A 22,113-nucleotide genomic window follows, 5' to 3' on the forward strand; every position below is an offset into this window, starting at 1 on the left:
TATGGAGGAACAGATTGTGTATGAAGACAACCATCTTTTGGTGATTAATAAAAAGGTGGGACAATTGGTACAAGGCGATAAAACGGGTGACGAATCATTGTTGGAAGCGATCAAGAACTTTATCAAAAAAAGAGACCAGAAACCGGGGAACGTTTTCCTGGGTTTGGTGCATCGTATTGACCGTCCTACTTCTGGCTTGGTGATTTATGCGAAAACTTCTAAAGCATTATCCCGACTGACTCAGATGGTGAAAAACCGTGAAATCAAAAAAACGTATTGGGCAGTGGTGGCAAAAGAAATGATTCCGCAAAGTCAGAAGCTGATTCATTATTTACAGAAAAACGAAAAAAACAATAAGGCAATTGTCTTTACAAAAGCAACAGAAGGGGCAAAAGAAGCTATTTTAACCTATCATATCATTAAAACTCTGGATAATTATCTTCTTCTGGAGATTGATCTTGAAACAGGACGGCATCATCAAATCAGAGCACAATTGTCAAAAACAGGAGTTCCCATCAAAGGTGACCTGAAATACGGAGCGCCCCGTTCTAATCCGGATGGCGGGATTAATCTTCATGCGAGAAAATTGGAATTTATCCATCCCGTAACCAAAGAAAACATAGAAATCATCGCTCCGGTTCCACAAAATGATGCAATCTGGAGAGCGTGTGAAGAAGAATGGTAATATTAGTTTGAAAAAAAATATTTTAAACTGTTCTCTTTTATTGCTGAATACGTGTTTTTAAAAGCATATTGATATTATTTATGTATTAAAAATAAGAGTTTGTTGATTATTTCAAAATTTCATATCTTGGTTACACTAAACAAAGATATATGAAACAACTTTACAAACTTTTCTTACCATTATCCCAAAAGTCAAATTATCTAAAACAGGCCTTTCTGGGGTTTTTGTTTTATTTGGGAAATTATCAGGCTGTAAACGCACAGGTAAGTGCATACAGTTTTGCACAGACTACAGGCAGCTATACCAATATTACCGGTACTGCACTTGACACGGCTACAGGAAATACTTCGGCTACCAGTCTTAACAGTAATGTGTATCCGTTAACATTACCTTTTAATTTTATATTCAACGGAACTTCATACAGTGCCATTAATGTTTCTACAAACGGTTTTATCACCTTTGGAGCAACCGCGCCTTCTACAACCAATACTACTCCTATATCAAGTACCGCAGCTTATGAGGGTGCTATTTCTGTGTTTGGAAGAGACATCAGCAGCGTATTCGATGTAAACAGTACCACTGGGAGCATCAGCTGGACCACTACAGGAACTGCACCTAACCGTGAAGTTGTAGTTCAGTGGAAAAATTTCAGGCCAAACAGCAGCACTTCAATAACGGCTGTATATACATTTTCTTTTCAAATCAGATTAAAAGAAACGTCTAATATCATTAGTATGGTGTATGATGCCGGAGGATTTCAGGCTGGAACGACAGCGGTTTCCGGAACCGTACAGATTGGTTTGAGAGGTACCACGGTTGCAGATTTTAACAACAGATTAAACGCGACAACTTTAGAATTTATAAACTCTACAGCAGGAACGGCAAGCACGAGTACTCAAAACTTTAATACTTCGAATGCGATACCAGGAATGCCTTCTTCGGGATTAATGTACACCTGGACGCCGCCAACCTGTTGGACACCATCCGGAGTAAATGTGACAAACATTACCACGACTACAGCGGTTGCCAACTGGGTAGCTCCTGCAACAATACCTTCCAATGGATATGATATTTATTACTCAACATCGAATACGGCACCCACTTCTGCAACTACGCCCAATGTATCCGGAGTTACAGCTTTATCAGCATCATTAAGCCCTTTGCAGCCTTCTACAAATTATTATCTTTGGGTACGATCAGCCTGTAGCTCAGCTGACAAAAGTATCTGGACTCCTGCAGCAAGTTTTGCAACACAATGTATTGCGCTTCTGGGTGCTTATTTTGAAGATTTTGAATCTTATACAGGCGTTGGAAATGGTTCATCAGGAGGCGTTTTACCTACCTGTTGGAATAATTTTGGAACTGCACAAGGTGCACATGTCTCAAACAGTGCCTCATCAGTAATTTCAGGGACCAAAACTCTATATTTATGGACATCCGGAACGACGTATGTGGCCAATGTTGCTTTACCTCCGATGAGTACATTACAATCAGGTGATTACAGGTTAAAATTTGATGGAAAAGCAAGTGTTACAGCCGGAGGGATTATTCAGCTGGGATATCTGGATTCGGCGAATGCTTTTGTTCAGCTAACCAGTTTCAGTGTACCAACAACAGGAACGGTATATAATTTTTCTTTTGATATCCCTGCACTTCCGGCCGGAGTTAATCAGTTGATATTGAAAAACCCAGGAACTCCTGCCAACAGCTTATCTATTGATAATCTGTCATATGAGCTGAAAACTTTGGGAACTTCTGAAGCAATAGGTAAGAATTCTTTGAAAATCTATCCGAACCCTTTCAGTGAAAGCATTACGATTTCTGATACTGAAAACATCACGTCTTTAATGATTATCAATTTTTCAGGAAGAATCGTAAAAGTGATAAACAATATTTCTTCATCAATTAATCTATCAGATCTGAAAACCGGAGCGTATCTTTTGAACGTTCAATATAAAGATAACAGCAAATCTTCTCATAAAATCATTAAGAAATAAGAATAATCTATAAAGCCGGCGCTAATTGTAGCGCCGGCTTTATTTTTTATAATAATAATCTATTTATTGCCCCTGCTGAATTACGCCGCCTGTTTCTTCTTTTTTACTGTTCAGGATGTTGGGATCTTCTTTGGCCAGTTTATTTTTGGTCGGGATTTTATAATTGACAGATATGCCGAAGTTTCTGCTGTCATATTTCGTTCTTAAAAATACACTTTGGCCACCGTTCGGATCATTGGTTCTGATCTGCATTACCTGCCCATTTAGGATATCATTTCCAAACACAGAAACGGTAAGGCGGTTATCCAGGAATTTTTTAGTTAAAGTAATATCTACCGAATTATTAAAAGGCTTTTCTGCCGTAAAATAAAAATAGCCTGCTCTAGGAGTCAGATAGCTGTAATTGGCCGTTAGTTTTATATCTTTTGGAAGAATAATCTGCGTCATAATATTAAAAATCCAGAAGCCGGTGTTATTGAGATTTTCAATTTCATGTTTCTGATATCCCGCATAGAGATACATAAAATTGATTTTGTCAGGATTAAAATCAAACTTCATAATTTCACTTAAAGGCTTGCTGAAAATCATAAACGGAACCGGAAGACCCACATTAAAATTGTGAATTTTCATTTGAGAAATATTGATCTGCTCATTAAATATATTTTTTCCGTCTCTTCTGATGAGCTGTGCGACCTGGTTTTTTGCGGAACTCACACTATATCCGATAAATGCATAATCGAAGGCTGAAATTTTCACTTCATAATTGTCAAAAATAGTCGGCTGTAGGAAAGGGTTTCCTGTCACCTGTGTATTTGGGCCCTGAAATGTACTGTTATTGGGGTTTAACGCAGAAATACTCGGTAAACTTATTTTTTTATTATAATTCGCCAACGCATATACCTGATTCATCAAATTATATTGTACACTCGCATTCGGGAAAAATTTAAATTTATTAAATGGAATAAGATCCGCCTGTACCAATTGGCCATTTTTATCCTGAGATCTCGTAATTCCGGAGATATCATAATTTTCCGCTCTTGTTCCTACAATAAAATCAAATTTTTTCAGTTTTGCCTGAAATTCAAGATACGTTGAAGCAGTTTGCCTTTGGTACTCAAGGTTGGTTAAACCTTTGCTTTCGGTATCGAAATTCTGTTTCTCATATAATCCTCCGAAGCTTACTTTTCCCTCGTCCAGAATTTTTAAAGGCTGGGAATAATCTACTTTAAAATTGGCTATTCTCATATCCGAACTGTTTTCCAAGACATTTCCTGCTGAGAAATTATATGTCTCATTTAAATTATTATCAGTAAATACACCTTTTCTGAAAATATTATTTTGCCCGAATTTGCTGTCCGATTTTGTATACCCGAATTGAAAATCGAGCTTTTTTGATTTGTCATCGGCAAAACGTTTCTGATAGGTTACCACTCCTTCTTGGCGCAAGTTATTGGTATTGGCCGCGTCAAAAGCTTCGAAACTAATTTCTCTGTAGAAATCTGGGTTCTGACTAAATAATAGATCTGCTAAACCGCTACTGGAAGTATAATTATCGTTTTTATTATGATAAATATCGTAATTCACTAACAATCGGTCTTCACCCAGATCGAAAGTCAATCCGGATTTTGCAAAATATCCGCGCCCGATTCTGTCGGTATTGCTGAACATGAGATTGTCCTGATTAGAATTCAGCATGCTTTCGCGGTAATTCTGTCCCACATTCAGCTGCCATCCGAATAATTTATTTCTGGCATTCAGATTTAAAGAATTACTGGTTCTGCTTCTGAATTTATCGTCATTTGAAAAGTTATAGTTTCCGGAATAGGTCGCAGATAAATATTTGTTCGCATTTTTATTGGTAATAATATTCATGATAGCGCCCCCTGAAGTTGCGGGAAATTCAGCTCCCGGCTGTGTGATCACTTCAATTCTGTCTACAGAATTAGCAGGCATTCCTTCTAGGAAAGAGTTAAGCTCGTTTGAAGTAATATTTAAGGGTCGCCCGTTAAGATAGACATCCAGCATTTTTCCTTGGTACATCATTCCTGCAATGTCTGTAGAAACGAGTCCCGGAAGTTTTTTGATCCCTTCCAAAACGTTTCCATTGTTCAGCTGAGGCTGTTCCGAGAAATCAAAAACAGTGCGGTCGGCTTTTTGTTCAACGGCTTTTTTGGTTTTGGTCATTACGACCCCTTCAATTTCTTTTTCTTTAATCTGATTATTAGGCTTTTCCTGTGCTAAAGCAATCACCGATCCTAAAACGGATAAAGCAAAAAAAGTTTTTCTCATAAAAGTGGTTTTCAATATTCAGTTAGACGCAGAAAATAAACTTTTGTTACAAAAAAAGCCCCGCAATGCGAGGCTTTTTAATATTAGTAACTAAGAATATTAGTTTTCCTGTTGTGCAATAAGGTTCAACGCAGAACCGGCTACGAACCAGCCTACCTGTTGGTCATTATACGTATGATTTGCCATGATGATGTCCTTAGAACCATCTGCGTGTACAAATTCTAAAGTTAATTGCTTTCCTGGTGCGAACTGATCTAAATCTAAGAAATTAACGGTGTCATTTTCCAGGATTTTATCATAGTCTGCTTCATTGGCAAAAGTTAATCCCAACATCCCTTGTTTTTTAAGGTTGGTTTCGTGGATTCTTGCAAAAGATTTTACTAAAACTGCTTTTACTCCAAGATGTCTTGGTTCCATGGCTGCGTGTTCTCTTGAAGAACCTTCTCCGTAATTCTGGTCTCCCACAACAATCGAAGGAACTCCTGCTGCTTTATAAGCTCTTGCCACTGCAGGTACTTCACCATATTCACCGGTTAATTGGTTCTTTACGGTATTGGTTTCCATGTTGAAGGCGTTTACAGCTCCGATTAACATGTTGTTTGAGATATTATCAAGATGTCCTCTGTATTTCAACCATGGTCCTGCCATAGAAATATGGTCGGTCGTACATTTTCCGAAAGCTTTAATCAATACTTTTGCGCCTTCAATGTTTTTACCGTCCCATGGCTGGAAAGGCTCAAGCAGCTGAAGTCGGTCAGAAGTAGGGCTCACTTTTACCTGTACAGAAGATCCGTCTTCTGAAGGAGCTTGGTATCCTGCATCTTCTACGGCAAATCCTTTAGCCGGAAGCTCGGAACCATTTGGTTCGTTTAGTTTTACCTGTTCTCCGTTTTCAGCGGTTAAAGTATCTGTAATAGGATTAAAGTCTAATCTTCCCGAAATCGCGATTGCCGCTACCATTTCAGGAGAAGCTACAAAAGCGTGAGTATTTGGGTTTCCGTCTGCTCTTTTGGCAAAGTTTCTGTTGAAAGAATGGATAATGGAGTTTTTCTCTCCTTTTTCTGATCCTTCTCTGTCCCATTGCCCGATACATGGTCCGCATGCATTGGTAAAAATTCTTGCGTTTTCAAATTTTCTGAAAGAATTTAAGAATCCGTCTCTTTCAGCGGTAAATTTTACCTGCTCAGAGCCTGGATTGATTCCTAAGATAGCTCTTGGTTTTACGCCTTTCGCTACAGCATCTTCCACAATAGAAGCTGCTCTGGATAGATCTTCATAAGAAGAGTTGGTACAAGATCCTATCAACGCCCATTCTACTTCAAGAGGCCAGTCATTGGCTTCCGCCTTCGCTCTGAACTCAGAAACAGGAGTCGCCAAATCCGGAGTGAAAGGTCCGTTTAAATGAGGGGTCAATTCAGAAAGATTAATTTCAATAACCTGATCAAAATATTGTTCAGGATTTGCGTATACTTCAGCATCACCGGTTAAATGTTCAGCTACTTGATCAGCAGCATCTACAACATCCTGTCTTCCTGTAGAAGCAAGATATCTTCTCATAGAATCGTCATACCCGAAAGTGGATGTGGTCGCACCTACTTCAGCGCCCATGTTACAGATTGTTCCTTTACCTGTTGCAGATAAAGATTCTGCACCTTCTCCGAAATATTCTACAATACAGCCTGTCCCACCTTTTACGGTAAGTATTCCTGCTACTTTTAAGATGACATCTTTAGCGGAAGTCCAGCCGCTCATTTTACCGGTTAATTTTACACCGATTAATTTGGGCATTTTAAGTTCCCAAGCCATTCCAGCCATTACATCTACTGCATCTGCTCCTCCCACTCCGATGGCCACCATTCCTAATCCTCCAGCATTTACGGTATGAGAATCTGTTCCGATCATCATCCCTCCCGGGAATGCATAATTTTCAAGAACAACCTGATGAATAATTCCTGCTCCCGGTTTCCAGAAACCAATACCATATTTATCACAAACAGAACTTAAGAAGTTGAATACTTCAGAGTTTTTATTGATCCCTTCCTGTAAATCTGATTCTGCACCTACTCTTGCCTGGATTAAGTGATCCGCATGCGCGGTCGAAGGCACGGCAACTTTAGCTTTCCCGGCCTGCATAAATTGTAAAAGTGCCATTTGTGCAGTTGCATCCTGCATTGCTACCCTGTCCGGAGCAAAATCCACATAAGAATTCCCTCTTTCATACTCCTGTGTAGCATTACCCTCCCAAAGGTGGGTATATAGTATTTTTTCTGATAATGTAAGAGGCTTCCCAACGATTTGTCTTGCCGCAGCAATTCTCTCAGGATAACGCTCGTACACTTTTTTGATCATATCAATATCAAATGTCATATCTCAAAAACGTTTTAAAATTATCAAACAGTTAAAAATGTTCCCAAAAATACGAATTTTTAATTTTTTTTCAGGTCTAAATTATTTAGATTCTTTATAAATATGAATTTTTTATTTTCTATTTTTGGCAGATGTTTTTTAAAATAATAAATTTAAAGAAGTTTATCTGCTGTATTTTAGTATTAATTTCTATTCTGTCTTTTTCTCAGAAAAAAACTTTAAAGAAAATTTCTGCAGCCATCCCCCCAAAAAATAACAATACATCTCCGGTCAAGAAAGAATCTGATCTTGTAGTCATCAATGAAAATGTGCCCTTACTGATTCCGAAAAAAAGCCAGGACAAATATGGTTATATCAATCAAAGAGGAAAAACTGTAATCCAGCCAGAATATAATATCGCCATGTTTTTTTCTGAAGATTGCAATCTATTAAACTCACCCAGTCCGAAAGCTAAAAAGTTTGGGACTTCAGCATTTGCTACGGTAGAAAAAAACGGAATTGGTTACAGGATTAGCACTTCCGGAAAAAGAGTATATCAATATAAAGATTCAGATTTAGGGACGTGTAAAAATGCCTATGCGAATCCCTTGTTTCATGCTTATATTCTTAACGGATACTACGGCATCATCGAAGATGCCGTATTTGAAAGTGCAGGATACAGACAGTATAAAATTTATCCTGATTATCAATACTTATATGTGCTTGAAGGAAATGATCCTGCAAACCCGATGATTATAGCATCACGCAAAGATAAATTCGGTGTTATTGATATCAATAACAAAATTATTATTCCTTTTGAATATGCCGATATCAAAAGAAATTACAGCTGGAAACTGGGAAAAATGTTTGAAGTGACAAAAGACAATCAGAATTATTTTTATATCGACTCTAATAACAAGGCGTACTAATTTGGCAGATCGGGAATTTTTTGTAATTTCGCGCTGAAATTAAAGGGGTGCTCCAATGGGGGCTGAGATTATACCCAATGAACCTGGAACGGATAATGCTGTTTAGGGAAATTTGAAAATGTACATTGTAACAGTAGATCAATAGATCAATTTTATTTTTAGACTGTTAAATTAAAATTGTTACATTATTTAATCGCCCCTTTTATTCCATTAAATTTTAAAAATTTATAAGAATGAAAGGATTATTTTTTTTAGGACTTACCGCAAGTTCTCTGGGTTTTGCACAAACTCAAAACACCGATTCTCTGAAAATCAGGGAAATAGAAGCTGTTAACTTTACCAGGAGGCTTCCCGTCGCTAAAGAAATCATTAATGTACAGAAGGATCTCGACAGCAGAAACCTGGGACAGGATTTGCCGATTCTTCTAAAAAATCAAACTTCTATTATTTCCACTTCTGATGCCGGAAACGGGGTAGGTTACACAGGTTTCAGGATCCGGGGTGTTGCCGGAAGAGGGATCAATGTGATGATGAACGGCGTTCCGTTCAACGACTCCGAAAGTCAGGGTACATTTTTTGTCAATGTTCCGGATTTGACGAGTTCTGCATCACAAATTGTGATTCAAAGAGGAGTAGGAACTTCCAATAACGGTGTTTCAGCATTCGGAGCCAGTATCAATGTGATTTCGAAAGACCCTGAGGAGAAGTTTTATGTAAAAACAGACGACAGCTACGGATCATTTAATACCTATAAATATTCTGCGGAAATAGGTTCGGGCAAATTCTGGAAAAACCGTCTTTCTGTGATGGGAAGATATACCAATATCCATTCTGACGGATATATTGACCGGGCTTTTTCAGACTTAAATTCATACAATTTTACCGCATTATTTGAAGAAGGAAAGACAAAGATCCGTTTAATGGCTTTTGGAGGAAAAGAGAAAACGTACCAAGCATGGAACGGAATCGATAGGAAGACATGGGAAACCAATCCGAGATACAATATTTCGGGAGCGATTTATGACGCAAACTGGGAAAACGTTGTCGGATTTTATGATAATGAGACAGACAATTACAGGCAAAACCATTATCAGTTGCTTTGGGAACAGGGAATCAGTGAGAAATGGAATTTAGAAACGACTCTTCATTATACTAAAGGGAGAGGATATTACGAAAATTACAAACAAGGTGACCCGTATGCAAGATATAATTTACCCGATTTCAACGGAGAAGAATATTCAGATTTTATCAGAAAAAAATGGTTAAATAATGATTTTTATGGAATCGTTTCTACGCTATACGGAAAATTTGAAAACCTTGATGTCAATTTTGGAGTAGTCGGCAATCAATATTACGGAAGACATTACGGAAATGTGCGGGATGTTTTTAACGAGCAGATTCCGCAGCATGAATATTACAGAAGCCGCTCTGTAAAAAATGAAGTGGCAGGTTTTGCAAAAGCGTTGGTTAAAGTCAATGATTTTGAATTTTTCGGAGATCTTCAGCTGAGAAATATCGATTACGACACCAAAATCTTAATGGAAGGAGATGGTGAAGGGGCAAACCTAAACAAAAACTGGCTGTTTTTCAACCCAAAAGCAGGGATTAATTATAAGTTAGGCAATGGTAAGGTGTTTTTGTCATATGCTCATGCGCAGCGCGAGCCAAACCGGGATGATTTGATTGCCAATAACGACGTGAAAGCCGAAAAGCTGCACGATTTCGAGGCAGGAATTGAAAAACAGTTTGGCGCAGTCTCCTTTACAGCCAATCTTTATTACATGTATTATCTCAATCAGCTGGTTCTAAACGGGCAGATCAGCAGCATCGGAGAGTTTATCAGAACCAATTCCGGGAAAAGTTACAGAAGAGGAGCTGAAATTGGAGCTTTGGCAAAATTGTCGAAACAGTGGGAAGTTTCAGGAAATGTAAGTTTGAGCCAAAACAGGAATTTAGATTTCAGAATAGAAAGCGAAAGCGGAATTAATGAATTAGGAAATACAGAAATCTCTTTCTCACCCAATATTATTGCCAATCTGAGCCTGAAATTTAATCCCACAAGAAGTTTTCAGCTGGCTCTGATGAATCAGTATGTCGGGAAGCAATATTTAGATAATACAGAAACTCAAGACCTTCAGCTGAAAGATTATCTGTTGACCGATTTTAATGCGCAGTATGAATTTAAAATTGCAAAACACGATATTGCCCTGAAGCTTTTGGTGAATAATATTTTTAACCAGAAATATGTCAACAACGGCTATGTTTATGAAGGGCCGGTTTATTTTTCCCAGGCAGGAACCAATTTTATGTTTGGCATCAGCTGGAAAATTCAATAATAAGCAGACACCATTTTACATCAATATATTTTAGATTAAATTTTTGAAAGACTGTTTCGGCAGTCTTTTTTGGTTATAATAAAATGTCTTTAAAAGTCATGAAAAAGTTATAAATTTGCGACCTAATGAATATTTCAGCTTACATTTTAGAATATCTGAAGCAGTTTGGAACCGTTGTCGTTCCAAAATTCGGTGTGTTTTCCCTGGAAAATTCTAAAGCCGTCATCAATTCCGAAAACGGAAGCATTCTGCCGCCTTCAAGTAAAATTGCGTTTCTTTCGGATTATCAGGTTGTGTCCGATGATCTGATTCATTTTATCAGTAATCAGAAATCAATTTCGAAAGAAGCTGCAGAAAACGAACTGCAGATTCAGACCGATTTCTGGAAGAAGAAGCTGCAGGCAGACCAAATGCTCGACATTCAACATCTCGGAACCGTCTTCATAGAAGATGGGCAGCTCCATTTTAAAGGAAACCGTCTGGAGTCTGATCATCCGGATTTTTACGGATTGGAGGAAATACGTTTTTCTGACATTCATAACAGCGAAAAACCTGAAATTTCAAAAAGTTCTGAGAAAGATTACCAATTCAATAAGTCGATTCTCTGGATCTTCCTTTTTATTATACCTGTGTTGGGAATGCTTTATCTCGCGTATACTCAGAGAGAACTTCTTTTTGGAAAAAAATCTTTTGATGACGTTTCCGTGCAGACAAAAACCAGAAGAATTGAGAAAAAAATGCCGGTTAAAATAGATTCTGCGCAAATTAAAAAAGCAGATTCTCTCAAGGCGCTGAAAATAGACTCCCTACAAAAAGATTTTATAAGAAAGAGCGCAAAAGCTTGGAAACCAAGATACAAAAAAAGAAAATCTAAATGGAAAAGATAAAAAAAGCGTCAGAATCTCTGACGGTAATGACCAATATTGTACTACCCAATGATACCAACCAGCTCAGGAATCTTTTCGGTGGAGAATTATTGGCCAGAATGGACCGTTGTGCCTCAATCTCTGCCACAAGACACTGTGAAAGAAGAGTCGTAACGGCTTCCGTAAATCATGTTTCATTTGATCACCCTATTCCGGAAGGTGGAATTGTTGTCATGGAGTCTAAAGTATCAAGAGCATTTTCTACTTCAATGGAAATTTATGTCGATGTATGGTTAGACGATCCTATCAATCATAAAAAAATACAGACCAATAAAGGGATTTATACCTTCGTCGCGGTTGACGAATTCAACAGGCCGATTCCTATTCCTCAGATGCAGCCGGAAACCGAACTTGAGGTAGAACGATTCGATGCTGCATTACGGAGAAAAGAGCTTTCGCTGATTCTTTCCGGAAGAATGAAACCTTCTGATTCTGTAGAGCTTAAAAAGCTGTTTCAGGATCCTTCTTAAATAATCGTATTGCTTTGGTTTCACGTTATTTTACTGTGAAGTCGTGCTAAATTGAAAAAAGTATTATTGGTATGCGAATTCTCCTTTTAGATAAAAACCACCCGCTCATTACAGAACAGCTTTTAACTAAAAATTTTATTCTGGAAGAAGATTTTACGTCTTCTTATGATGAGGTTTGTAGTAAAATTCAAAATTATGAAGGGGTTATTATCAGAAGCAGAATTCCTCTGGATAAAAACTTTCTGGAGAAAGCGAAAAACCTGAAATTTATTGCAAGAGTAGGAGCAGGAATGGAAAATATTGATATTCCGGTTGCCGAAAAGCTGGGGATACGGCTCATCAATTCTCCGGAAGGAAACCGTGATTCGGTTGCGGAACATGTCATCGGAATGCTTTTAATTCTGATGAATCGCCTTTTCATTGCTTCCCAGGAAGTAAAAAACGGAATCTGGCTGCGCGAAGAAAACCGTGGTGACGAATTGTTGGGAAAAACAGTAGGATTAATCGGGTACGGAAATATGGGAAAAGCAACGGCAAAGAGATTTTCAGGATTTGGCTGTAAGGTAATTTTTTATGATATTTTACCGGGTCTTTCTGATGAATTTGCAACCCAGGTAACTTTAGAGGAACTGAAAAAGTCTGCAGATATTTTAAGCCTGCACATTCCATTAACGGAAACGACGCATTATCTTATTGACGCTGCATTTATTTCTGAAATGAGAAAAGATTTTTATTTCGTGAATACCGCAAGAGGCAAAAATGTAGAAACGAAAAGTTTAGTTGAAGCTTTGCAGGAAGGAAAAATAAAAGGGGCCTGTCTGGATGTTTTGGAATATGAAAAGCCGTCTTTCGAAAATCTGGAAACAGAAAATGAGGATTTAAAATATCTTTTAGAGTCGGAAAAGGTAGTCGTAACGCCTCACATTGCAGGATGGACGCATCAAAGCAAAGAAAAGCTCGCACAGGTGATCGTTGACAAAATAGTGTTGTCTTTTTCAGAATGAAATGATTTATGTTAAATAATTCACAATTTGTATTGTAGTTTATCAATTTATTTTGAGTTTTATTAAATTGCCGATCATTTTTGAATTCCATGAAGAAGCATAATATTGTACTGGTTTTAACTGTTTTTCTATCCCTTTTTTCCTGTAAAAATAAATCTGAAAACAAAAAATCCCTTTCTGAAGATACCCGACTTCCCAATTACGGAAACGTAGATTTAAATACAGTTTTTACCGCTGTAGAAGGAAATCTTTCGAATAAAGATTATATCGTAAATTATATCGATCAGTACTACAAAAAAGTATGGGAGGGCAGCAATCTCAGCGGCGGAATTCTTGTCGCCAAAGGAAATGAGATCGTCTATGAAAATTACAGAGGTTTCGCAAGGCAGGACAGTCAAATGCCGATAAATAAAAATACTTCGTTGCACGTCGCTTCAGTTTCAAAAACATTAACGGCAATGGCGATGATGAAGCTGGTAGAAGCGGGAAAGGTAAAGCTTTCTGATCATTTGACACAATATTTTCCGGGTTTCCCGTATCCTGATGTTACTGTTCAGACTTTATTGGATCAAAGAAGCGGGCTTCCGAAATACGAATATTTCATCACAAAAATCACACCTGCTCCTGCAGAACTTTCTAAAACGTATATTACCAATCAGGATATTCTTAACATGCTTATCAAATATAAGCCGGAACTCGCAAAAAACACTGATACCGGATTTATGTATTGCAACACCAATTTTGCGCTTTTAGGATTACTGATCGAAAAAATTACGAAAACACCATTTCCACAGGCGATGAAAGAAATGATTTTTACACCGCTGAAAATGACAAATACCTATATTTTCCAGGAAAAAGATATTCCGACCGCGGCCCAGTCTTTTTATTACGGCGGAAACAGATTATATCCTTTAGATCGTTTAGACCTTATTTATGGAGATAAAAATGTCTACACGACGCCAAGAGATCTCTATAATTTTTCAAAAGCCATGTTTTCAAAAGATTTTTTAAAACCCGAACTGATGAAGATGGTTTTTACACCGTACAGTAATGAAAAATTTGGCCAAAATAATTACGGCTTAGGATTTAGAATGAAAATTTTTGATAACGGTGAAAAGTTAACCTATCACAACGGATGGTGGCACGGAACCAATTCTGTGTTTGCCCATCTATTAAAATCAAAAGTAACCATTGTAGCCATCGGAAATAAATATTCTGGTAAAGTGTATACTGCATTGGCTTTATCAGGATTGTTCGAAGACTTTCCGCCTCAAAAAGAGAAACTGCACAGCGTAATGAATGACAATAAGGATTCGTTGAAAAACGGGCATGAGGTTTTTGGAGAATAATGTTTATTTTTGTTTAAATATTTTCATGAAAAGATTTTTTCTTTTAGTCATCATTGGCATTTTAATACAATCCTGCGCGCGGGTAGGATCGCCAATTGGGGGTTCTAAAGATACGCTGGCTCCGAAATTTTTAAGCTCAAATATTGATACCACACGAGTAAATGTACCGAGAGATATCAAAGAACTTCGTATTGATTTTGATGAGTACATCACTTTGAAAGATGTCAGTAAAAATCTCATTATTTCACCACCTATTAAAAATATCAAGAGAATCCTTCCTTCCAATATTGCCAATAAATATCTGCTGATCCAGTGGACAGATACTTTGCAGGCCAATACAACCTACAATTTTAATTTCGGAAATTCTATCGCTGATAATAGTGAATCTAATGTATTGAGGTATTTTAATTTTGCATTCTCTACCGGTGAAAAACTGGATGACCTTTACATCAGCGGAGAAATAAAAGACGCTTTAGCCCTAAAAAAACAAAATACCGGCGACAATAAACTGGTGGTAGGATTGTATCAGGTAAAAGATACTATTAATTATAAGCAGAAACCGTATTACATCACCAAAGTAGATGATGACGGCTATTATGAGCTGAATTACCTGTCTCCGGGAAAATACAGAATCATCGCATACGAAGATGAAAATGAGAATTCAATCTACGACCCAGGAAAAGAAAAAGTCGCTTTTCAGAAAGAAGCGGTAGAAGTTTCAAAATCGGTATCCGGATTAAATCTAAAGCTTTATCCTTCAAAAAAGGTATTGAAATATGCCGAAGTGAAAGAAATGCCGGGAGGAATTCTAATGACTTTCCAGGGAAATCCTACGGATGTAAAAGTTCTTTCATTAAATGATAAAATTAAAGATCTCAAAGTAACGCACCGTCCAAAATCTGATTCCGTAAAAATCTGGTTTGATGCGGTAAAAGACAATATTGGTCAAACAGTTACTGAAAATCTAAAGTTCAGCTATGACACGGATCAAAAAAAAGATACTGTTTCGGTTTTTTATAAGTACAATACCAAAAACGCGATGGATATCAGCAGCGATAATGGCGGAAGCCAGTTGCCTCCAAAAACAGATTTCAAGATTTCCTCCAATTATGTCATTAATGCCATAAATCCGGAAAAATGGACTTTAAAAGCAGACAGCCTTACAACGCAGGAATTTACCGCAAGGATTTCTGAAGCCAATCCTTACCAGATTGTTATCAGTTCGAATTTTATCGCAGGCAAAAAATATCAGCTTACCATTCCTAAAGAAACGGTTTCTTCTTATTATACTAAAAATCCTCAGTCAAAACGATTTGATTTTGAAGCAGATAAGATAGAAAATTATGGAAGTTTAACTTTTAATCTACAAAATGCACCCGCTTCGAGTTATTGGCTGCAGTTATTAGATTCTTCTGAAAAACCGGTTTACCAGAAATATATAAAAGGAAGTAGCGTAAAATTTGATATTCTGAAACCCGGTGAATATATTGTACGGATTTTAGTAGATAATAATGAAAATAAATATTGGGATGAAGCTGATTTTCAGAACGAAGTTTTTGCGGAAGACTCCTACATATACTATAAAGTCGCGATTGTACGTCCTCTATGGGATTCTATTGAAGACTGGGATTTGAAAGATACGAGGGTTTTGGATGCCAGCAAAATCATTAACACCACTAAAAAGCCGAATACAGAAAGTAAGGCAGACCTCAAAAGTCTTGATCCGAATACGCAGAACAAATCAAACGGACCGCTTCTAAAATAATGAAAACATTTAAAAAAATCCTGTTTTGGAGCTTGGTTACATTTACTGTGATTCAGTTTATCCCAACAGATAAAAGCAATAAACCGGTGGATCATAAGATTAATTTTATTGACCTTAAAAAGACACCGCCAAAAGTAACGGAATTGCTGAAAGGGGCTTGCTACGACTGTCACTCTGATGAAACGGTATATCCGAAATACGCTTACATCGCACCTTTCTCATGGTCAGTAAAAAGCCATGTCAATGAGGGACGTGAACATCTTAATTTTTCCGTATGGGGAAAATACAATGATAATCTTAAGAAAAGCATGCTTGAGAAATCGGTACAGACTATTGAAGATCACTCGATGCCTTTTCCGGGTTATGTCGTGTATCATGAAAAAGCCAATTTGCGTAAGGCAGACAGAGCTTTACTGATTCAGTATTTTGAAGGGCTTTTAAAATCGAAAGCGTATTAATAAAAATCCCACAAATTTTACAGTTACACAGATTATTCTGCTCAATGTAAAATTTGCGGGAGTTATTATTGATAAATAATTAAATATTATTCTTCAGGTATTCTTTAAAAAAGGTTTTTTGAGATTCAAAGGCAATGTCTTCAAGATTAATTTCATGAATCGGAAACCATTGGGCTTCTGAAATTTCAACCCACTCAATGTCAACTTCAAATTTTTCTGAAACCTGATATTCATAAAAAAGATCAATGGTATTGTAATCAATTTCTTTGTATTGATAAACATTGGGTAAGCTTGTAAGATATTTTAAGTTTGGAATATCTATTTCGAGCTTTAATTCTTCAAAAAGTTCTCTTTTACATGTATTTTCTGCACTTTCCTTTGGGTCTACAAAACCACCTGGGAGATCAAGTTTTCCTTTCTTCGGTTCCTGATTTCTTCGGGTAAGATAAATTTCGTTTTGATGACGGATCACTACGGCTACAGCACCTGCAACGTTATTATATAAGGTAAAATTACAGTTGGGACAGCTCCATTTTTTTTCACCGTCCCATTGTAGTGATTCTTTACCGCAGTTTGGGCAGAATTTCAATATTTTCATTCCGCAAATTTATTGTTATTTCTCGGATGATAGTTTAAAATGACATCACGAAGCTCCTCTGTTTTAAGGTGAGTATAAATTCCTGTAGTCGTAATGCTCGAATGACCAAGCATCTCCTGAATATATCGAAGATCGGCACCATTTTGTAATAAATGGGTTGCAAAAGAATGTCTGAAGGTATGTGGTGATATTTTTTTACTTACCCCTGCTTTATCCGTAAGCTCTTTAATGATGAGAAAGACGATCACTCTGGACATGGATGTTCCTCTGCTGTTCAGAAACAGAGTGTCTTCATATTTCTTATTAATTTTATTATTCTGGCGGATCTCGCTTATGTATTTTTTAAGAAGATCTGCGGTATAATGTGCTAAAGGAACAAAACGGGTTTTATTTCCTTTTCCGTTAACTCTGATGTAATTTTCTTTGAAACTGATGTTAGAAATTTTAATCTCTATCAGTTCAGAAACACGAAGGCCGCATCCGTAAAGCACTTCGATAATGCATTGGTTTCTTCTTCCAAGGTCAGAATTTACCTCAATAGCGCCGATAATTCTGTTGATATCAGCTAAGCTTAAGGTATCGGGAAGATATAATCCCAACTTCGGTCCTTCGAGTAGAGAAGCAGGATTATCTTCACGGATTTCATCTTCAACAAGATATTTGAAAAATGCTTTAATGGAAGAAATCCATCTTGCCTGTGATCTTTCGCTAAACTTCTGTTTAGAAAGCTGGAAGATATATTCCTGAAGATTGTCATAGCCTATGGTATCCGGACTTATGTTCTCCAGATCCGATTCGGCATATTCTTTTAGTTTTTTGATGTCGCGGATATACGCATCGAGTGTGTTTTCTGAAAAGTTTCTTTCAAAACGAAGAAAAATTTCGAAATCCTTAATTTTTTCATCCCAAGTCATTGTGTTGTGTTTTTATTTATTTGTTAATTCGCTTTCATACACTTGTATTATTTCAATGTTATGATTTTTTAAAAATGTTATTCCTTCATCATCAGAATATTCATTGATATACACCAGCCGGGAAATTCCGGACTGCAGAATCAGCTTACTGCATTCTTTACACGGTGACAACGTAAGATAAAGCGTCGCGTCGCGTGCAGATTGTGTAGAGCTTGCCAGTTTCAAAATAGCATTGGCTTCCGCATGCAATACGTACCAGTGCGTTTGTCCGTCACGATCTTCACAACAGTTTTCAAATCCTGATGGTGTACCATTATAACCATCTGAAATAATCATCCTATCTTTTACGATAAGAGCTCCTACCTGTTTTCGTTTACAGTAGGAAAGTTTTGCCCACTCCTGAGCCATTTTCAGATAAGCTTTGTCAAACTTATTGTGCATCTGCATTATTTATTTCGAAATAATTGTGACATAATAATCAGAATACCGGCTTTCTTTTCTCAAGAAAAGCAGAAACTCCTTCTCTTTTATCATCCATTTCAAAAAGCTCCCCGAAATAAGTCATTTCGGTTTCAAAACCTTTATCCGTATCAGAAAGATTGGTTGCTTTTATCGCTTTGCCTATTGCCATAGGAGAATTATTCGCAATCATCTGTGCTAATTCTTTAGTCTTTAACAGCAGTTGATCTGCAGGATATACCTCATTCACCAATCCTATTTCTTTTGCTTTCTGAGCAGGGATCATTTTTGCTGAAAATATCATTTCGTTGGCCATCCCTTTTCCTACTAATTTTGGCAATCTTTGCGTCCCGCCATACCCGGGAATTAATCCTAAAGTAACTTCAGGCAACCCAAGTCTGGCATTTTCTGAGGCATATCTTATATGACAGGCCATTGCCAATTCAAGACCTCCACCCAATGCAAAACCATTGATTGCTGCAATAACCGGCTTTGAAAGATTTTCGATTTTATTAAAAAGAATATTTTGCCCGTTTCTGGCAAGCTGTTCCGCTTTTTCTTGGTTAAAATCACTAAATTCTTTAATATCTGCTCCTGCAACAAAAGATTTTTCCCCACTTCCTGTCAATACGATTACTCTTATGGTAGAATCAGCTTCCAATTCTCCGAATACAATGCTTAGCTCCTCAATTGTTTTTGCATTTAATGCATTTAAACTTTCTGGTCTGTTTATCGTAATTACGGCAGTTTTTTCTTCTTTATTTACCAATACGTTATCGTAAGTCATCATAGATCTTTAATGGCGTGCAAATTAAATAAAAATTATAGAAAAAAAGTAAAAAAATCATTTTTTTTACTTTTTTATCACTTTATTAAGAATTTTACTTTGAATGATTCATCATATTTGCATCTATATTAACGCTTAAAGCAGAAGCTACTTTCATCCCCAGTTCAATATTTGCGCGGAAGAAATGACAGAGCTGTCTATTTATGATTTCATCCCTTTTTGGGCCGTCAATTCCTTTCATGCTTTCAATAATATTATGAATGAGGTGATCTCTGTCTTCCTGATTCATCGCCTTGGTATATAACAAACCGGGCTGTGTATAATGATCGTCATCATTTTCATTTCTGTTGAAATTGGCAACGTATGTACTGTCTAATTCGTATTCGAAATTTTTATAGGCAGGATCCGGCTGAACATCATCAAAGCTGTTTGGATGATAATTAGGTTTATCTTGATATTGGCTGGAATCTGCCATAAAACCGTCTCTCTGATAATTATTTACGGCAAACGGACATCTGTTTACTTCTAAATGATGGGCATTCACGCCCACTCTGTACCGATGTGCATCGGGATATGAAAATAATCTGCCCTGAAGCATTTTATCTGGTGAAAAGCTAATTCCGTTAATTAGGTTACTGGGTGAGAAGATTGACTGCTCAACATGGGCAAAATAATTGATAGGAACTTCATTCAGCTCCATTTCGCCAACTTCAATCAAAGGAAAATCTCCCTGGAACCACACTTTTGTAATATCAAAAGGATTCCATCGGAATTCTTTTGCCTGCTCTTCTGTCATAACCTGTATATAGAGGGTCCATTTCGGGAAATCTCCACTATCAATGGCATTACAAAGATCTTCCTGAGCAAAATCAGGATTTTCTCCTGCCATTTTTACAGCCTCTTCATTGCTGAAATTTTTAATTCCCTGTTTGGTCTTAAAATGAAATTTCACCCATGTTCTCTGATTATTTTCATTAATTAGAGAATAGGTGTGAGAACCAAAACCGTGCATATGCCTGTATCCGTAAGGCGTACCTCTGTCAGACATCAGTATCAGAACCTGATGCAGCGATTCCGGATTGAGACTCCAGAAATCCCACATCATCGTAGCACTTTTCAGGTTTGTTTTAGGAACTCTTTTTTGGGTATGGATAAAATCAGGAAACTTTTTTGCATCCTTAATAAAAAATACTGGTGTATTATTTCCTACCAAATCCCAGTTTCCGTCTTCCGTATAAAATTTTAAGGCAAAACCGCGCGGATCTCTTGCGGTATCTGCGCTGCCTTTTTCGCCACCAACAGTAGAAAAACGTGCAAACATTCTGCATGAATTTCCTACCTGTGAAAATATTTTTGCTTTTGTATATTTTGTGATATCATGAGTAACCGTAAATTTACCATACGCGCCACTTCCTTTGGCATGAACGATTCTTTCAGGGATTCTTTCTCTTACAAAATGAGCAAGATTTTCCTGCAAAATGAAATCCTGTAATAAGACCGGACCTCTTGCTCCGACTGTTTGAGAATCCTGATGTTCAAAATACGGAGCCCCGCTTGCTGAAGTTAATTTTTTAGAATCCATAGCGTATTATTGGTATTTATTTAGGTTTTATAAGCTTTTTTAGCTCTAATAATTATCAAATTTAGTTGAATTTTTATCAGCTTGTGACAAAAACATCATATCTTTGTCATAGATAATATTAATTAAATGAACATTCAGCAATTGGAATATCTTATCGCTGTAGATAAGTACAAACATTTTGGTAAAGCAGCTCAGGCTTGTTTCATTACACAACCAACTTTAAGTGCAATGATACAAAAGTTTGAAGATGAGCTGGATGTAAAGGTTTTTGACAGAACAACCCATCCCATCCGTACTACTGATGTAGGGCTTCAGATTATTGATCAGGCTAAAGTTATTATAGAATCTGTGAACGAACTTAAAAACAAAGCAAATCTGCTTAATAATATCTTAGGAGGTACGATCAACCTGGGAATTATCCCGACGGTTTCTTCATTTATATTGCCTACAGAAATTTTTCACTTTCTGGAAGAAAATCCGAAGATTCTGATGAATGTAAAAGAAATGACCACTGATAATATTATCAAGGCACTGAAGGCAGGAGAGCTGGATGCGGGAATCATCTCTACACCTTATGATAATGCTAATGAATTCTATCAGGATTTTCTTTTTAATGAAGAACTGATGATTTACAGTTCCGATACACAGGCAAACAAAAAAAATACCTTCATCGTTCCTGAAGAGATGAATGTAGAAAAAGTATGGCTTTTGGAAGAAGGAAACTGTCTCAGAAACCAGTTTGAAAATATTTGTCACCTGAAAGAAAATACTTTAAAACCCAAAAATCTTGATTTCCTGGCTTCCAATATTCAGACTTTGGTTCACATGGTTGATAAAGTAGGCGGAATCAGCATTTTGCCTGAGTTGGCTTTGAATCAGCTTTCAGAACAGCAGAAAAGCAAAGTGTTCAGATTTAAAAAACCGTTTCCATACAGAGAGATCAGCATTATTTATTACAAACCGACTTTTAAGCAAAAAATTATCGATGAATTGGGTTCTTCAATCAAAACATCGCTTTCAAAAAAGCTGAACTATAACGAAAACCCAAAAGATTTCGTAAGTATTAAACCGCAGTAAAAGTGTAAATAATTGATATAAATCATTTATTTAAAGAAAATTATAATTATCAACTAAAAATTTTGAGTATTAAAAAAATAGTACTTAAATTTGCAGACGTTTGTTAACGAGGAAAAATTTGACCTGATTGCTACCTCTCTAA

At 36.9% G+C, this 22,113-nt stretch carries 18 protein-coding genes; 11 read left to right on the forward strand and 7 right to left on the reverse strand.

Going from position 1 to position 22,113, the window contains the following annotated elements:
* Position 1 precedes the first annotated feature (1 nt).
* Together N0B16_RS09815 and N0B16_RS09820 are read left to right on the forward strand one after the other, a co-directional pair.
* Positions 2-685: an RluA family pseudouridine synthase gene (locus N0B16_RS09815; RefSeq protein WP_262990672.1), complete on the forward strand. Its 684-nt coding sequence runs from the start codon at positions 2-4 to the stop codon at positions 683-685.
* A gap of 149 nt (positions 686-834) precedes the next feature.
* Complete coding sequence (locus N0B16_RS09820) at positions 835-2,682, forward strand: T9SS type A sorting domain-containing protein (RefSeq protein ID WP_262990674.1); 1,848 nt, start codon at positions 835-837, stop codon at positions 2,680-2,682.
* A 63-nt stretch (positions 2,683-2,745) separates the two neighbouring features.
* Here the strand turns inward: N0B16_RS09820 and N0B16_RS09825 are convergent, their stop codons facing one another.
* On the reverse strand, positions 2,746-4,971 hold the full coding sequence (locus tag N0B16_RS09825; RefSeq protein ID WP_262990675.1) for an outer membrane beta-barrel family protein: 2,226 nt from the start codon (positions 4,969-4,971) through the stop codon (positions 2,746-2,748).
* A gap of 99 nt (positions 4,972-5,070) precedes the next feature.
* On the reverse strand, positions 5,071-7,338 hold the full coding sequence (locus N0B16_RS09830; protein WP_262990676.1) for an aconitate hydratase: 2,268 nt from the start codon (positions 7,336-7,338) through the stop codon (positions 5,071-5,073).
* A 131-nt stretch (positions 7,339-7,469) separates the two neighbouring features.
* Here N0B16_RS09830 and N0B16_RS09835 point away from each other — a divergent pair, with 131 nt between their 5' ends.
* From N0B16_RS09835 to N0B16_RS09870, 8 genes are all read left to right on the forward strand, one after another.
* Entirely contained in the window at positions 7,470-8,246 is a 777-nt protein-coding gene (locus tag N0B16_RS09835; protein ID WP_262990677.1) for a WG repeat-containing protein, read from the forward strand.
* Between the two features lie 233 nt (positions 8,247-8,479).
* The gene (locus N0B16_RS09840; protein ID WP_262990678.1) at positions 8,480-10,582 is read left to right on the forward strand and encodes a TonB-dependent receptor; all 2,103 of its coding nucleotides are present in this window, start codon (positions 8,480-8,482) and stop codon (positions 10,580-10,582) included.
* A gap of 125 nt (positions 10,583-10,707) precedes the next feature.
* On the forward strand, positions 10,708-11,469 hold the full coding sequence (locus N0B16_RS09845) for an HU domain-containing protein (RefSeq protein ID WP_262990679.1): 762 nt from the start codon (positions 10,708-10,710) through the stop codon (positions 11,467-11,469).
* Complete coding sequence (locus tag N0B16_RS09850; RefSeq protein WP_262990680.1) at positions 11,457-11,978, forward strand: acyl-CoA thioesterase; 522 nt, start codon at positions 11,457-11,459, stop codon at positions 11,976-11,978. The genes N0B16_RS09845 and N0B16_RS09850 overlap by 13 nt, the downstream gene beginning before the upstream one ends.
* Positions 11,979-12,049: 71 nt before the next feature.
* Entirely contained in the window at positions 12,050-12,982 is a 933-nt protein-coding gene (locus tag N0B16_RS09855) for a 2-hydroxyacid dehydrogenase (RefSeq protein WP_262990681.1), read from the forward strand.
* Between the two features lie 89 nt (positions 12,983-13,071).
* A complete protein-coding gene (locus N0B16_RS09860; RefSeq protein ID WP_262990682.1) occupies positions 13,072-14,331 on the forward strand; it encodes a serine hydrolase domain-containing protein in 1,260 nt (419 codons plus the stop codon).
* Between the two features lie 25 nt (positions 14,332-14,356).
* Positions 14,357-16,096 carry an Ig-like domain-containing domain gene (locus N0B16_RS09865; protein ID WP_262990684.1) on the forward strand — a complete coding sequence of 580 codons (1,740 nt, stop codon included), beginning with the start codon at positions 14,357-14,359 and terminating at the stop codon, positions 16,094-16,096.
* Positions 16,096-16,554 (forward strand): heme-binding domain-containing protein, encoded by a 459-nt coding sequence (locus tag N0B16_RS09870; RefSeq protein ID WP_262990685.1) that lies wholly within the window; start codon positions 16,096-16,098, stop codon positions 16,552-16,554. The genes N0B16_RS09865 and N0B16_RS09870 overlap by 1 nt, the downstream gene beginning before the upstream one ends.
* Positions 16,555-16,633: 79 nt before the next feature.
* Here the strand turns inward: N0B16_RS09870 and N0B16_RS09875 are convergent, their stop codons facing one another.
* From N0B16_RS09875 to N0B16_RS09895, 5 genes are all read right to left on the reverse strand, one after another.
* Positions 16,634-17,152: an NUDIX hydrolase gene (locus N0B16_RS09875; protein WP_262990686.1), complete on the reverse strand. Its 519-nt coding sequence runs from the start codon at positions 17,150-17,152 to the stop codon at positions 16,634-16,636.
* Positions 17,149-18,066 (reverse strand): site-specific tyrosine recombinase XerD, encoded by a 918-nt coding sequence (gene xerD / locus N0B16_RS09880; RefSeq protein WP_262990688.1) that lies wholly within the window; start codon positions 18,064-18,066, stop codon positions 17,149-17,151. The genes N0B16_RS09875 and xerD overlap by 4 nt, the downstream gene beginning before the upstream one ends.
* Before the next feature lie 12 nt (positions 18,067-18,078).
* Positions 18,079-18,513 carry a deoxycytidylate deaminase gene (locus N0B16_RS09885; RefSeq protein WP_262990690.1) on the reverse strand — a complete coding sequence of 145 codons (435 nt, stop codon included), beginning with the start codon at positions 18,511-18,513 and terminating at the stop codon, positions 18,079-18,081.
* 31 nt (positions 18,514-18,544) lie between these two features.
* Positions 18,545-19,312 (reverse strand): enoyl-CoA hydratase-related protein, encoded by a 768-nt coding sequence (locus tag N0B16_RS09890; RefSeq protein WP_262990790.1) that lies wholly within the window; start codon positions 19,310-19,312, stop codon positions 18,545-18,547.
* A 94-nt stretch (positions 19,313-19,406) separates the two neighbouring features.
* Positions 19,407-20,894, reverse strand: a complete 1,488-nt coding sequence (locus tag N0B16_RS09895; RefSeq protein WP_262990691.1) for a catalase — start codon at positions 20,892-20,894, stop codon at positions 19,407-19,409.
* A 126-nt stretch (positions 20,895-21,020) separates the two neighbouring features.
* Here N0B16_RS09895 and N0B16_RS09900 point away from each other — a divergent pair, with 126 nt between their 5' ends.
* Positions 21,021-21,971: a LysR substrate-binding domain-containing protein gene (locus N0B16_RS09900; RefSeq protein ID WP_262990692.1), complete on the forward strand. Its 951-nt coding sequence runs from the start codon at positions 21,021-21,023 to the stop codon at positions 21,969-21,971.
* The last annotated feature ends 142 nt before the right edge of the window (positions 21,972-22,113 follow it).

Origin of the sequence: Chryseobacterium gilvum (genome assembly GCF_025628965.1) — a bacterium.
GTDB lineage: Bacteria > Bacteroidota > Bacteroidia > Flavobacteriales > Weeksellaceae > Chryseobacterium > Chryseobacterium gilvum.

Bases quoted from the DNA above. Each gene is read 5' to 3' on its own strand.
- N0B16_RS09890 (WP_262990790.1), bottom strand. From the start codon at position 19,312: ATGACTTACGATAACGTATTGGTAAATAAAGAAGAAAAAACTGCCGTA.
- N0B16_RS09825 (WP_262990675.1), bottom strand. From the start codon at position 4,971: ATGAGAAAAACTTTTTTTGCTTTATCCGTTTTAGGATCGGTGATTGCT.
- N0B16_RS09815 (WP_262990672.1), top strand. From the start codon at position 2: ATGGAGGAACAGATTGTGTATGAAGACAACCATCTTTTGGTGATTAAT.
- xerD (WP_262990688.1), bottom strand. From the start codon at position 18,066: ATGACTTGGGATGAAAAAATTAAGGATTTCGAAATTTTTCTTCGTTTT.
- N0B16_RS09875 (WP_262990686.1), bottom strand. From the start codon at position 17,152: ATGAAAATATTGAAATTCTGCCCAAACTGCGGTAAAGAATCACTACAA.
- N0B16_RS09850 (WP_262990680.1), top strand. From the start codon at position 11,457: ATGGAAAAGATAAAAAAAGCGTCAGAATCTCTGACGGTAATGACCAAT.
- N0B16_RS09845 (WP_262990679.1), top strand. From the start codon at position 10,708: ATGAATATTTCAGCTTACATTTTAGAATATCTGAAGCAGTTTGGAACC.
- N0B16_RS09870 (WP_262990685.1), top strand. From the start codon at position 16,096: ATGAAAACATTTAAAAAAATCCTGTTTTGGAGCTTGGTTACATTTACT.
- N0B16_RS09865 (WP_262990684.1), top strand. From the start codon at position 14,357: ATGAAAAGATTTTTTCTTTTAGTCATCATTGGCATTTTAATACAATCC.
- N0B16_RS09895 (WP_262990691.1), bottom strand. From the start codon at position 20,894: ATGGATTCTAAAAAATTAACTTCAGCAAGCGGGGCTCCGTATTTTGAA.
- N0B16_RS09835 (WP_262990677.1), top strand. From the start codon at position 7,470: ATGTTTTTTAAAATAATAAATTTAAAGAAGTTTATCTGCTGTATTTTA.
- N0B16_RS09860 (WP_262990682.1), top strand. From the start codon at position 13,072: ATGAAGAAGCATAATATTGTACTGGTTTTAACTGTTTTTCTATCCCTT.
- N0B16_RS09830 (WP_262990676.1), bottom strand. From the start codon at position 7,338: ATGACATTTGATATTGATATGATCAAAAAAGTGTACGAGCGTTATCCT.
- N0B16_RS09840 (WP_262990678.1), top strand. From the start codon at position 8,480: ATGAAAGGATTATTTTTTTTAGGACTTACCGCAAGTTCTCTGGGTTTT.
- N0B16_RS09820 (WP_262990674.1), top strand. From the start codon at position 835: ATGAAACAACTTTACAAACTTTTCTTACCATTATCCCAAAAGTCAAAT.
- N0B16_RS09855 (WP_262990681.1), top strand. From the start codon at position 12,050: ATGCGAATTCTCCTTTTAGATAAAAACCACCCGCTCATTACAGAACAG.
- N0B16_RS09900 (WP_262990692.1), top strand. From the start codon at position 21,021: ATGAACATTCAGCAATTGGAATATCTTATCGCTGTAGATAAGTACAAA.
- N0B16_RS09885 (WP_262990690.1), bottom strand. From the start codon at position 18,513: ATGCAGATGCACAATAAGTTTGACAAAGCTTATCTGAAAATGGCTCAG.